Source organism: Metabacillus lacus, from assembly GCF_009674805.1.
Lineage (GTDB): Bacteria > Bacillota > Bacilli > Bacillales > Bacillaceae > Metabacillus_C > Metabacillus_C lacus.
Map to the genome: position 1 here is coordinate 26,186 of NZ_WKKI01000039.1, position 12,307 is coordinate 38,492.

Annotated in this window: 13 protein-coding genes and 1 pseudogene; 8 read left to right on the top strand and 6 right to left on the bottom strand. The window is 41.9% G+C overall.

Annotated features, from left to right (window positions below; all coding sequences use genetic code 11):
- The first annotated feature begins 316 nt into the window (after positions 1-316).
- From GJU40_RS16030 to pepF, 3 genes are all read left to right on the top strand, one after another.
- Positions 317-1,465 (top strand): competence protein CoiA family protein, encoded by a 1,149-nt coding sequence (locus tag GJU40_RS16030; protein ID WP_154309082.1) that lies wholly within the window; start codon positions 317-319, stop codon positions 1,463-1,465.
- A 171-nt stretch (positions 1,466-1,636) separates the two neighbouring features.
- The gene (locus tag GJU40_RS16035; protein WP_154309083.1) at positions 1,637-1,804 is read left to right on the top strand and encodes a hypothetical protein; all 168 of its coding nucleotides are present in this window, start codon (positions 1,637-1,639) and stop codon (positions 1,802-1,804) included.
- A 50-nt stretch (positions 1,805-1,854) separates the two neighbouring features.
- Complete coding sequence (pepF, locus tag GJU40_RS16040; protein ID WP_154309093.1) at positions 1,855-3,672, top strand: oligoendopeptidase F; 1,818 nt, start codon at positions 1,855-1,857, stop codon at positions 3,670-3,672.
- Positions 3,673-3,765: 93 nt separating this feature from the next.
- Here the strand turns inward: pepF and GJU40_RS16045 are convergent.
- From GJU40_RS16045 to GJU40_RS16070, 6 genes and pseudogenes are all read right to left on the bottom strand, one after another.
- Positions 3,766-4,092 (bottom strand): annotated as a pseudogene (locus GJU40_RS16045) (transposase); the annotation flags it as partial.
- Positions 4,093-4,324: 232 nt separating this feature from the next.
- The gene (locus tag GJU40_RS16050; protein ID WP_154309084.1) at positions 4,325-4,558 is read right to left on the bottom strand and encodes a hypothetical protein; all 234 of its coding nucleotides are present in this window, start codon (positions 4,556-4,558) and stop codon (positions 4,325-4,327) included.
- A gap of 734 nt (positions 4,559-5,292) precedes the next feature.
- The gene (locus GJU40_RS16055) at positions 5,293-6,156 is read right to left on the bottom strand and encodes a ClpXP adapter SpxH family protein (RefSeq protein WP_154309094.1); all 864 of its coding nucleotides are present in this window, start codon (positions 6,154-6,156) and stop codon (positions 5,293-5,295) included.
- Entirely contained in the window at positions 6,156-6,569 is a 414-nt protein-coding gene (locus GJU40_RS16060; RefSeq protein WP_154309085.1) for a globin domain-containing protein, read from the bottom strand. The genes GJU40_RS16055 and GJU40_RS16060 overlap by 1 nt, the downstream gene beginning before the upstream one ends.
- 282 nt (positions 6,570-6,851) lie before the next feature.
- On the bottom strand, positions 6,852-7,493 hold the full coding sequence (locus GJU40_RS16065) for a lytic transglycosylase domain-containing protein (protein ID WP_154309095.1): 642 nt from the start codon (positions 7,491-7,493) through the stop codon (positions 6,852-6,854).
- 63 nt (positions 7,494-7,556) lie between these two features.
- On the bottom strand, positions 7,557-8,138 hold the full coding sequence (locus GJU40_RS16070) for a CYTH domain-containing protein (protein ID WP_154309086.1): 582 nt from the start codon (positions 8,136-8,138) through the stop codon (positions 7,557-7,559).
- Between the two features lie 130 nt (positions 8,139-8,268).
- Here GJU40_RS16070 and GJU40_RS16075 point away from each other — a divergent pair, with 130 nt between their 5' ends.
- The 5 genes from GJU40_RS16075 (at position 8,269) to GJU40_RS16095 (ending at position 11,711) form a co-directional block, all read left to right on the top strand.
- A complete protein-coding gene (locus GJU40_RS16075) occupies positions 8,269-8,646 on the top strand; it encodes a UPF0738 family protein (RefSeq protein WP_154309087.1) in 378 nt (125 codons plus the stop codon).
- A 44-nt stretch (positions 8,647-8,690) separates the two neighbouring features.
- A complete protein-coding gene (gene yjbM / locus GJU40_RS16080; protein ID WP_154309096.1) occupies positions 8,691-9,332 on the top strand; it encodes a GTP diphosphokinase in 642 nt (213 codons plus the stop codon).
- A gap of 19 nt (positions 9,333-9,351) precedes the next feature.
- Positions 9,352-10,146, top strand: coding sequence for an NAD kinase (locus GJU40_RS16085; RefSeq protein ID WP_154309088.1), 795 nt, complete (start codon positions 9,352-9,354; stop codon positions 10,144-10,146).
- Positions 10,147-10,148: 2 nt separating this feature from the next.
- A complete protein-coding gene (locus GJU40_RS16090; RefSeq protein WP_154309089.1) occupies positions 10,149-11,036 on the top strand; it encodes an RluA family pseudouridine synthase in 888 nt (295 codons plus the stop codon).
- A 102-nt stretch (positions 11,037-11,138) separates the two neighbouring features.
- Positions 11,139-11,711 (top strand): CBO0543 family protein, encoded by a 573-nt coding sequence (locus tag GJU40_RS16095; protein WP_154309090.1) that lies wholly within the window; start codon positions 11,139-11,141, stop codon positions 11,709-11,711.
- The last annotated feature ends 596 nt before the right edge of the window (positions 11,712-12,307 follow it).

A 12,307-nucleotide genomic window follows, 5' to 3' on the forward strand; every position in this document is an offset into this window, starting at 1 on the left:
AGATGACTTATGACCTCGAGCCGCTGGCGCCTGTAGCTGGACAAACCGAAAAGCGGAAGGCGCCTGTTCAGCCCTGACAAGCATAAGACGAGCATCTCTAAAAGGCGCTCTTTGCCTTTTTGAGATGATTGGCTTATGACCTCGAAGGGCTGGCGCCTATATCCGCAAGGGGTTTGCATCTGAAAAAGTGTATGAATACTCAACTTCCCTAAAAAAGAGAAATGCCCGGTGCATTTCTCTTTTTTTTACGGAAATAAAGGGGTATCAGCTTTTTTATAGAATCCTCGGTAGAAAGAAAAAAGAAGGAGGGAAATTTGTGTTTACTGCTACTTTGGAAAATGGAAAGTTATTTTCATTGCTCGAAAAGAATTACAGCCGCACTCAGCTTGAAATTTTCAGGAACACGCAGAGGTTTTACTGTCCGCATTGCAGACAGCAGCTGCAGCTGAAGCTTGGCAGCATGGTGAGATACCATTTTGCTCATGTGATAGAGGCTGGCTGCAATTACGGCGGGGAAGGGGAGAGTACCTATCATCAGGCTGGAAAGAAACAATTGTTTCAATGGCTGCAAGAGCATGGTGTGGAATGTGTCCTGGAATCCTATCTGAAACGCATTAAACAAAGGCCGGATATCCTATTGCCAGGAAGAAGTGCCATCGAGTATCAGTGCTCCTCTATCAGCACAAATGATATCACAAAGCGGAGCAGGATGTTTGAGAGACTAGGTCTTAATGTTTACTGGATTCTTGCTGCTTCATCATTAAACAGGACAGCTGCCTCTTCATTTATGCTATCGGGGATGCAATGGCTGTTTTTAAACAAATGTTCATCTTCTATTTATCTCCCATTTTATTGTCCTCAATCACAAAGGCTCCTCATACTATCTGACATTATTCCGTTTTCAAAACGAAAAGCAGCAGCCAATCTTCACATTTACCCGCTTTCCAGCATAACCCCATATCGGCGTTTCATTCAGGACAAAGGAATTCCAGGTGACTGGCACCGGTTTATAAGGCGTTACAGGTCCGTGCCCCTGCTCCATCCTTCCACTGAGGAAAAACTCCTTCACAAAGAACTTTATCAAACGATGCAGCTACCCATGCAGTATATTCCATCCCTGGCAATGTTTCCTCTTAGAACTGGCTGCCTGTTTGAAAGCTCCTGTTATGTCTGGCAAACAAGAATTCTTCTTTATATAGAGAGGCACAAAACTTTTACTGAAAATGACCTCATTCTATTTATGAAGGCTTGTGTAGATAAAAAGCTGCTGTCTGTCCGAAATCTGCCCTTTGTAAAAGATATTGATTTTTCAGCAGCTGTTCTTGATTATCTTCACATCTTAAAGGAGTATAAAGTGCTTGTAGAAAACAAGGGCGGCTGTTATGTTTGTACCGGTATTCCGTGGGGCCGCGGAGCCGAAGACTTACAAAAGCGTGATTCTGCCCTTTTTTCCAACTTGGATTGAAAGCAGGAAATTTGTACATTCTAAAAAAAGGTATTCTTCAAACGGGTAGTGCTGTACTGTATCCGCCAGCCGGAAAGTTCAGTTTTGCTCCTGGATGCAGACCGTGTCATAATGCCCTGGAATAAAGTCCGGCAGTGTAAAAACAGCTTTTATAAAGGAGATTTGCAGATCATGAAGAATAATGGAAGAGACCCCGTTCTTTTTGCCCTGGCAGCGATAACAACAGGGGCAGCTGCATATTATTTGACGAAGGGCTATTTTATAAGCAAAGATGAAGGAACAGATAACTTTATATCTGATCAGCCAGGTATATATGAGTCTGAATTGATTGATCTGTGAGAAAATATGGAATAGTATTATATGTAATTCTAGGACTAGGGGGAATGATGATGGCTGAAACTGCAGCAGCAAAAAAACTGCCGGAAAGAAATGATATTAGTGTAGAAGATACCTGGAAACTGGAGGATATTTTTTCCTCAGATGAAACGTGGGAAAAAGAATTTCAGGAAGTGAAAAATGCCCTTCCTAAGCTTTCGGACTATCAAGGAAAGCTTGGCAGCTCAGCGGAAGTTCTTTATGAAGCTCTTTCTTATCAGGATGCTGTTATGGAAAGATTGGGTAAGCTGTACACTTATGCTCATATGCGTTATGACCAGGACACAGGAAACTCTTTCTATCAGGGATTGAATGACCGGGCAACAAACCTTTACACTCAGGCATCCAGCATATCTTCCTACATAGTGCCAGAGCTGCTGGAAATTGAAGAAAATACGCTTCAACAATATCTGGCCGAAAAGCAGGAACTAAAGCTGTATGAGCAGGCTCTTGATGAAATCAACAAACAAAGGCCCCATGTGCTGACAGCTGAGCAGGAGGCGCTGCTGGCTCAAGCGTCAGAAGTACTAGGTTCTTCCGGAAACACTTTTGGAATGCTGAATAATGCTGATTTGGAGTTTCCTTCTATCAAAGATGAAAAGGGAGAAGAAGTTCAAATTACACATGGCCGCTATATCAGGTTCCTGGAAAGTGAAAACCGCAAAGTACGCGAGGATGCATTTAAAGCAGTTTACGACACATACGGAAAATATAAAAATACGTTTGCGAGTACTTTATCTGGAGCTGTCAAAAAAGATAATTTTTATGCCAGCGTCAGAAAATATGGATCTGCCAGAGAAGCTGCATTAAGCAATAACAATATTCCTGAAAAGGTATATGATACGCTGATCGAGACAGTTAACAAAAATCTTCATCTGCTTCAGAGATATATCAAACTTAGAAAAGAAGTGCTGGAGCTTGATGAACTTCATATGTACGACCTTTTTACTCCGCTTGTAAAAGAGGCTAATATGGAAGTATCCTATGATCAAGCCAAGGACTACATCTTAGAGGGCTTAAAGCCGCTGGGAGAAGAATATCAAGGGATATTGAAAGAAGGCTTTGAAAACCGCTGGGTAGATATTCATGAAAATAAAGGAAAGCGCAGTGGAGCCTATTCTTCAGGGACTTATGGAACAAACCCTTATATTCTGATGAACTGGCAGGACAACGTGAATAACCTGTTCACTCTTGCACATGAATTCGGTCACTCTGTCCACAGCTATTATACAAGAAGGCATCAGCCTTATACTTATGGTAATTACTCTATTTTTGTGGCTGAGGTGGCATCCACATGCAATGAAGCATTATTGAATGACTATCTGCTTAAAACCATTGACGACGAAAAGCAGCGGCTTTACCTTCTCAATCACTACCTGGAAGGCTTCAGAGGCACAGTGTTCCGTCAGACAATGTTTGCTGAATTTGAAAAAAGTATTCATGAAAAAGCTCAAAATGGTGAACCGCTCACACCTGAATTATTTTCAACAACTTATTATGATCTGAATAAGAAATACTTTGGCGAAGATATGGTGATTGATGAAGAAATTGCATTGGAGTGGGCAAGAATTCCTCACTTCTATTACAATTTCTATGTGTACCAGTATGCAACGGGCTTTAGTGCCGCAACAGCACTTAGTAAACAAATACTAGAAGAAGGCCAGCCTGCTGTAGACCGTTATATTGAGTTCTTAAAAGCCGGAAGCTCTGATTACCCGATTGAAGTTTTGAAAAAGGCAGGAGTAGATATGAATTCTCCAGAGCCAATTGAAGAAGCTTTCGTGGTGTTTGAAGAAAAACTTGAAGAGCTCGAAAGGCTTTTAAAAAAATAATAAAGCAAGGTAAAAGGGATGCCGTCTTAGGCATCCCTCAATTTGTAGACAAAAGGGTTAGGAATGAGCGCATTCCGAACCCCTTTTTTAATTTTATCGAATTTTCCAAAGAAAATAGACTCTCTTTGCTATACTTTTAGGCCATTTCTGAGCTTCTCCATGTCCAGAAGTAAGCATACCCTGCATCGACAATTTTTTAAGTCCCTTCAGGGTTGTATAACGCATGCCATGCTTTTCTTTTACATCTGCGAATACACGCTCAATGGTTTCCTTGCGCTTCGCATAGATTTGTTTTACTTTTGATGTGCAGCTTAATTAATCTGCCTCTTCAACATACTCCTGCCAGATATGGCGCGTTACCACTTTTTGCTGGTCTTTGCTTTCTGTGCATTGCGCTAAAAACGGGCAAGTTGCGCCGATCTGTTTGGGCAAGATGTTCGTGTGGAACCAATTGGTCTAAAGCAACCAGTCCTAATTGATCTCGTTGGATTGGATTGTTCTTCGAAAGCATCTTTATCACCTCAAGCGTATATACATCTATTTTAAGTTCAAGAGTCCTGGTGGAAGGCGCACAGACTCCTTCGGGATCAGACGGATGCCATTGAAAAACTCGATAATTTTCAAAGTGAAAACTGTTATACAAAAAACGAGGCTATAGAATTGCTTCTAAGCAGCGGTTTAAAAGAGTGGAGACTTTTTTGATTCCCTGAAAAACATTTCCTTTCAAAAAGAAATACTTTTTCAGCAGCTTCATCAGACCGACAGGTGAGACCCCGCGGACGCCAACGGCGGCGAGGAGGCTCACCGCCGGCCCCGCAGAAAGCGAAGCGCGTGGAACGGAAATCAACAGCCCCATACCAGCACAAACCAAAAAAACTGTAGACAAGCTCGATTTCCATCGAGTTTGTCTACAGTCTGTGCCGTCTAAGGCATCCCTCTTGAGCTGGGCTCATGATTAAGAGCTGCCTATGAAAGCCTTCTGACAAAATGCTAGAACCCTTTGAACGTATATCTGCTGTTAACCAGAAACAAAGAGATGAAGATACTGAAAAAGAGGAAAGGCATTGTAATCAGCAATGGAATCATATTCATTAGTCCTAGAATATTCAAGAAAAAAGCAAACAGAATGAACGAAAAGCTGAGCAAAGAGTTTATATATCCCAAGCAGTTTCCTCCCGCGAAAACAGTATATTAAGTACTATGAGAGCAGTAGGAAAAATATGTTTTGTGACAAATTTGTGAAATTAATCAAAGTACTTGTCAAAAGTCGACAAAATCTGATATATTAGGGGTGTGAAATTAATCACAAAACAAACATTTACCCCTTTGTTTGACCGTGAAAAATTTCTCCCATCCCCTTTGTTGTCGTTAAGACACATAAAGAATCGTGCTTTTCCCGGCACGATTTCTTTTTTAAATAATTTAAGAAAGCGCTTACTGAAAAACCCTGCTGAAACGATCAGCAGGGTTTTTTGTAGATGCAGCGGTGTGATATGGGAGGGAGAGTAGCTGTTACTGCTCCTGAAACACATCATTTCACATATTTATCACATTTTTCTCTTATAATTCATTCCCATAATGAATCTACAATATAAAAAAAGCCTGCACCAGCAGGCTCAATTACATTTGCATAAATTTCCAATAAGTTCCTTTTGAAACAGGAATACGTTCTACTTTTCTTGCCAGTAGGTACTTCTTTAATTCTCTGTCCGCTTCTTCATAAGTCATATTATAAACAGAAGCAATCTCACTTGTAGAGACAAATTTAAAGTACTGCAGAAAATGAATGAGGGGAGGAGTTTCTGACGGTCTTGGAATATCTCCCAGCATTTCAAAGAGTATTTCTTTATAAAGATCGTAATGATAAAATCCGGTTATTTTAATGCCTTCATCATCCACTCTTTCATTGAAGAATGCGATGGTGGGGACCTCATGCACTTCCATTTCAGAAGTGATGTTAAAGTCGCATTGCAGTGCTTTTGATGCGCTTGCAGAGAGAATATCACTTATAAATTCCTCTGTCTCAAGGCCGATGCTGCTTGCAATTTCTAAGAGAACCTGCTGTGTTGTTACATTTTGCTCTTCTATAAACAGTACTTCCTGAAGTTTTCTTAAAAAGTTGAGCCCTGCTTTCCTGCCTTGCAACTCTGCTGCCTTGATCGCCAGCGAAGAAATATAAGGAGAGGAAAACTTATTGTCACCCCAAAGGCTTCCTTCACAATTTTTCTTTGTATGCTGAAGGCGCAGCTTTTCAGGAGCCTTGCCTGATGCAGAATTTAAGGTTTCTAACCGCCCGCTCAGTATATGGCGGAGTGTAAAAAAGCGCCCGTACTGAATTTGTAATTTTTTTATGACAGGCTCCAGTGCCCAGCAATCAGGGCTAAGCGGGTCAATGAACATGTAGATTTCCAATGGTTTCTTAGGATCACCGTGACAGTGAGAGAAAAAGTGACAGGTTTGCTTCTTCTCACTGCTGAATGTCATCAAGAAATTTCCCCCTTCTCCTGATTGTCTCCATTATCTGTTGAATTGATCATATGCTGTGCTGTTAAGGACAGTCTCTGAAATAAAAATTCCCTCACGTCACCTTCTAATCCGACAGTGTCCATTGCCTCCTCCATACAAGCAAGCCATGCGGCTGCTCTGGCTGGAGTAATTGGGAAAGGCAAATGGCGCGCTCTTAGCATTGGATGTCCATGTTCTTCTGTATATAATGGCGGTCCGCCTAAATATTGCGTTAAAAATTGCTTTTGTTTCCTTGCTGTTTCTGTAAGGTCCTCCGGAAAAACAGGAGCTAGCAGCGGATGGTTGCTTACGTTCAGGTAAAAGGCATCAACAAGCTGATCCAGGGTTTCTTCTCCAATTGACTCGTATGGTGTTTCAAAGAATTCTGCCATGTTGATAACTCCTTTTCTGGCTTTGTATACTTATTTTAACAGCGGAATATTGATATCTCAAATAAATAGCTTTTCCCTGTGTTACAACAACAGGTCTTATTATAAGACAGAATAAGCGGCAGAGGGAACTAATAAGCCTTAACGCAATAAAAGCGGGACAGCAAGGCACTTAAGTGAGCGGCAGAAGTGGGCGGTATAATCTAATTGTGAGAAAAAAAAACCAGGAAGATATCCTGGTTTCATATGCATTCATACTCTTAAAGTTTTCTGCTGAGACTGTAATTATGCCATATACGATGCTGTTATTTTCTTAACATAGGCCTGAGTTTCTTTAAAAGGAGGAATGCCTCCGTACTTGTCAACATTCCCAGGGCCGGCATTATAGGCTGCAAGAGCAAGCTGTACATTTCCCTGGTATTTCTGAAGCATTTGTTTTAAATATTTGGTTCCGCCCTCGATATTTTGGGCAGGATCAAAAGCATTTTGTACACCGAGATATTTGGCAGTGGACGGCATCAGCTGCATAAGGCCCATGGCTCCGGCTCCGCTTACTGCATCATTTCGGAAATTTGATTCCTGCTTAATGACTGCACGGATCAGTGCTTCATCCACACCGTATTTTTCTGAAGCGCTTTTAATAATATAATCCAGGTTTTCCGGAGCTTTTACAGCTGACAGCGGAAGTGTCCGCACTGCAGGAGGCAGCGGCAGCGGAGTAGCAGCAGTTTGTTCAAAATATGATGATGCAGCAGGCTGCTGAACATCTCGATCAGGCAAAGCTTCACCGTCCACATAAGCCTGAAAAACCTCTTGAAAATATTGATTGACAGACACAGGACCAGGGAGGGTATGATTCTGCTCTGTCCCGGAAAGATTTCGCAGAGCTTGAAGTTCCATCATTGATCGAAAAGAATTGATCTCCATCATTAACTCCTTTTTCTTCCTTATATTTTAATTTTCGCTGTAATCTAAATTGCAGCATGCTTACTATTGAAAAGATTGATATTTTTGCTCGTAAAATCTTCTGACTTTGTTTTTAGTCTTTGTAAAGGGAATATTCAGGCTGGACAGGAGATCAGCAAACTGTTCCCTGCCTGTATCATAATCACTAACCTCAAATTCTATTTCATAGTCCTCTTTATTTAAATATCGGCTGTAATCCAAAACGATTAAGCCGCTTTTATACTTTTTTTCTGCGCGAAAAGTTGTCAGAGAACCAAAATAGGCAAGCTTTCCTTCCACTATCAGCTTCTCTACTTTTTCCTGAACAGGGCCAGGAGGAAGTTCTCCGGTATGCAGGGCAATCTCCTTTTCTTGAGCATGCAGAGGTTGATGAGTCTCTAGGATCCCGACTGCGGCAGGCTGCTTGAATGTCAGGATATCCTTGCTGTTTTTTTCACGTATCCTCAGGGCACAGCCTGCGTCCTTTAAAGTGAAAGAGTCAGTGTCAAAGTAATGGTTGACCTGTTGTTTAAAGTCTTGTTCAGAAAGGGAAAAATAGTTGCATAGAGAGTGAAAATGCTCTTGAGAGAGCAGATTTTTAAATTCAATTTCAAGTTCTTCAGTCATGAAAGGCGCTCCTTTTCTACTTCATTCCTTTTTATATTATCCCTTTTCCAGACATGCACTGCAACGATTTATCATAAGTGCGGTCTCTGTGGTAAAATAAAACCGGAGACAGTATGGAAAGGAGATTTTCATGAAGACAAGATTCGAAATTGGAAGAGCTGAAATAACTGAAGATAAAGTACGATTACATGCAGAAGGCCTTGAAGCCGATGTGAAAGAATTGTCCCCTAAAGGGCAGATGCTTGCTGATTCAGATAACCTTTCGTTTGTATACATATTGGAAAACCAAAACAGCGATTTTGTGTATGCTGGATTGCCCTCAAACATATGGGGTGAGCTGAGAACCGGACTGGAGAAGTCAATTCCTTTTTACCTGGCTTTGGGTGAACGGGAGATTGAGCTGCTGTCCCTGCACGAAGAACTCTCCTATTTAATAGAGAATATTAAAGATAATGCAAACTATGGAGAGAAAATGGAAGAGAAGGTGCAAGAACTCTTTTATACCTAAAAAAAGAAGCAGCCATGTATTTCCGGGATCCTACAGGGGGGATGATGATGGAGCATCAGCAGTGGGACAGCTTTCTGGCGCCATACTATCAAGCTGTCGAGGAATTAAAAGTGAAATTCAGGGGGATGCGTTCACAATATGAAAGAGAGGATATGCACTCTCCAATTGAATTTGTAACTGGGAGAGTCAAGCCCGTCGCAAGCATTATCAACAAGGCTAACCAAAAAGGCATTTCTGCCAGCAAAATAGAAGAGGAAATTCAGGATATTGCCGGCCTGAGGATGATGTGTCAGTTTGTGGAGGATATCCGAAGTGTTGTAAATATGCTCCGAAACAGGCAGGACCTCGAAATTATTGAGGAACGGGACTATATTACATGCAAAAAAGATAGCGGGTATCGTTCCTATCATGTTGTTGCCAAGTATCCTGTCCAAACAGTAAATGGTGAGAAATTTGTTTTGGTAGAAATTCAAATCCGCACGCTTGCCATGAATTTTTGGGCCACCATAGAACACTCCCTCAATTATAAGTACAGTGGAAATCTTCCTGAAGATATTAACATGAGGCTGCAAAGGGCAGCGGAAGCAGCCTACAGGCTGGATGAGGAAATGTCCTTGATTCGTGAGGAAATTCAGGAAGCTCAGGCAGTTTTTTCGAGAAAAACAGATACTCCTGATTCTAAATAGCACATAAGGAGGGCCAGCCATGAAGTTTGCAATCACATCCAAGGGCGATTCTAAATCTAATACACTTATGCATAAAATGCGTACATACTTAGGAGATTTTGATTTGCAATATGATGAAGATCAGCCGGATCTGGTAATTTCAGTAGGAGGGGATGGAACCCTTCTTTATGCGTTTCATCGATATAAAAGCAGGCTCAGCAAAACGGCATTTATCGGAGTCCATACAGGCCACTTGGGTTTCTACGCAGACTGGGTTCCTGATGAAATCGAAAAGCTGGTTATTGCAATAGCCAAAACGCCATATCAAATTGTCGAATACCCTTTGCTCGAAGTCATTATCCGGCATAATGACGGAGGAAAAGAAGCCCGTTACCTTGCATTGAATGAATGTACGGTAAAGGCCATTGAGGGATCTCTCGTCATGGACGTGGAAATCAGAGGGCAGAATTTTGAAACGTTCAGGGGGGACGGACTGTGCATTTCAACTCCATCAGGAAGCACGGCCTACAATAAAGCATTGGGAGGCGCGATCCTGCATCCCTCCATCAGAGCTATACAGGTAGCTGAGATGGCATCAATCAATAACAGGGTGTTCCGGACGATTGGTTCTCCCCTTGTACTCCCTGAGCATCATACCTGCTTGCTGAAGCCCGTTAACGATGTTGATTTTCAAATTACTATTGATCATTTGACACTGCTTCACAAGGATGTTAAGTCCATACAATGCAGGGTGTCCAAAGAAACAATCAGATTTGCGCGCTTTCGTCCGTTTCCTTTTTGGAACAGGGTCCGAGACTCTTTTGTAGGAAGCTAGAGATGGAGAACTTTTTGCTGAAATGGATAGTAGAACCCCAGCATCATGGACAACTTCTGCGAGATTATTTAAAGGAAAAGCAAGTTTCAAAACGCGCCTTAACAGACATTAAATTTGCAGGCGGAAAGTTAACTGTAGATGGAGACGAGGTTACTGTCCGGCACATCCTTCAGGCAGGCAGCAATCTGACAGTGGAATTTCCGGCGGAGGAGAGAAGCGGGGGAATACAGCCTGAGAACACTCCCTTGGAGATTCTCTATGAAGATGACCACTGTCTGGTTATTCATAAAAAGGCTGGAATGCCTTCTATTCCATCGCGTGAGCATCCTGCCGGAACTGTTGCCAACAATTTGCTTGGCTATTATGATAGTAAAAATATTCCGGGAACCATTCATATTGTGACAAGGCTGGATAAAGATACCTCTGGAGTGATGCTGATTGCGAAACACCGTCACGCCCACTCATTGTTTTCCCTTCAGCAGAAACAGCATCAAATCCGGCGCACCTATGAAGCCGTCGTTCACGGAAGACTGCTGAGAGAACAAGGAACGATAGATGCTCCAATCGGTAGGTCTGAAAATAGCATCATAGAGCGGGAAGTCCGTGAAGACGGACAGCAGGCTATTACACACTTCAAAGTGCTGCAAAGGGAAGAGGATAAAACAAAAGTATCACTTTCGCTTGAAACCGGAAGAACCCATCAAATCAGGGTTCATATGGCATATCTGGGGCATCCTCTCTGCGGAGACACGCTTTATGGCGGAGATAGACAGCACATAGAGCGCCAGGCACTGCACAGCAGAACACTGACATTTTGGCATCCGATTCTCGGGAAACAGCTTGCAATTGATGCTCCCCTGCCGGCAGACATGAAAAAATTACTGCTATAAAGAACCCCTTTTCATCAGAAAAGGGGTTTCTTGCATTTTCTGTATAAATACGACCCCTCAGCGAAGAATAACAGAAAAAGGGTAAAAGCGAGGCATCCATCCATGACAGAAACCCAAAGTAACGCACTCAAATCCATTCATGACAAACAGGCAAGTGTATCCGGAGACCTTATTCAATACTGGTGGGACTACTCTGCCTTTGATACATGGCAATATTGGCTGCTGATTGTTGTTTTTTTTGTCCCGTTGGTTGTTCTCTTTATAAAAATCGACCGCAGTAGAGCACTTCATTTAGGCTTTTACGGTTTGAACATTCATTTATGGTCTGCCTATTTTGACAGCTTTGGCACCCGAAATGGCTTTTGGAGTTATCCCTATCAAACGCTGCCGCTTTTGCCGCTGCAATTTGGACTGGATTCTTCTCTTATACCAGTCGCATTTATCTTAGTGTATCAGTGGACAATTCACAAGCGGAAGAACTATTATCTCTATGGTATCTCTCTCGCTCTCATATTTACATTCATCCTGAAACCAATCATGATTTGGTCAAACTTCTTCCAATTTCACTATGGAGCAAATCTCTTTCATCTGCTGCTCTCCTACCTTTTCGTCATGCTGCTATCCAAACTGATCACGGACTTGTTCGTAAAGATGGAGACCACTTCAGGGACATAGGGACAGGTACCTTGTCCCAGTCATCTTTCCTTGCTATCGATGAAATTAAGCGAAATGAGATCAGCTATTCTACTGATTGTTGGTTGAATTGCTAAGGAGTATTATGAAAAATTTAATTGTCTACCTGCTGTAGATGAATTAGCAGAATGAAAGTGGTGAAAAGTATCAAGACGATGCACACCCGCTTTAACACCATTCATGATTTTAGTCTTCTCTGTGTGCAAAATTATCTACGTAACAATGGCAGAAATGGTTACAGGGTAAAGGGAGATAGACAAAGTTCTTTAAAAATAGGGCTTTGTTTACAGTTTCTTTTTGTTTAGCCGCAAGATAGGGTTTCGAAGACCGTTAATAAACGGAGCATTTCCGGTTACATGAAAAAAATAGCACTTTACAGAGGAAATAAGGGAAGCATTTCCGGCTAAGCCTCCAAAAACCCTCCATTTCAGGCTTTCTGGAGGTGATAGACGGAATTTATACGAAAATTGAGGATTGTGCTGTCTTAAAAAGCAAAAAAAGGCCCCCCAAGGTTTGAATTTGGATTTTTTAAAATGGGTTTATGCAGCTAGCTGGCTTGTATTCGATCCAACTGGATG

Bases quoted from the DNA above. Each gene is read 5' to 3' on its own strand.
- GJU40_RS16035 (WP_154309083.1), top strand. From the start codon at position 1,637: ATGAAGAATAATGGAAGAGACCCCGTTCTTTTTGCCCTGGCAGCGATA.
- pepF (WP_154309093.1), top strand. From the start codon at position 1,855: ATGGCTGAAACTGCAGCAGCAAAAAAACTGCCGGAAAGAAATGATATT.
- GJU40_RS16055 (WP_154309094.1), bottom strand. From the start codon at position 6,156: ATGACATTCAGCAGTGAGAAGAAGCAAACCTGTCACTTTTTCTCTCAC.
- GJU40_RS16060 (WP_154309085.1), bottom strand. From the start codon at position 6,569: ATGGCAGAATTCTTTGAAACACCATACGAGTCAATTGGAGAAGAAACC.
- GJU40_RS16065 (WP_154309095.1), bottom strand. From the start codon at position 7,493: ATGGAGATCAATTCTTTTCGATCAATGATGGAACTTCAAGCTCTGCGA.
- GJU40_RS16070 (WP_154309086.1), bottom strand. From the start codon at position 8,138: ATGACTGAAGAACTTGAAATTGAATTTAAAAATCTGCTCTCTCAAGAG.
- GJU40_RS16075 (WP_154309087.1), top strand. From the start codon at position 8,269: ATGAAGACAAGATTCGAAATTGGAAGAGCTGAAATAACTGAAGATAAA.
- yjbM (WP_154309096.1), top strand. From the start codon at position 8,691: ATGATGGAGCATCAGCAGTGGGACAGCTTTCTGGCGCCATACTATCAA.
- GJU40_RS16085 (WP_154309088.1), top strand. From the start codon at position 9,352: ATGAAGTTTGCAATCACATCCAAGGGCGATTCTAAATCTAATACACTT.
- GJU40_RS16090 (WP_154309089.1), top strand. From the start codon at position 10,149: ATGGAGAACTTTTTGCTGAAATGGATAGTAGAACCCCAGCATCATGGA.
- GJU40_RS16095 (WP_154309090.1), top strand. From the start codon at position 11,139: ATGACAGAAACCCAAAGTAACGCACTCAAATCCATTCATGACAAACAG.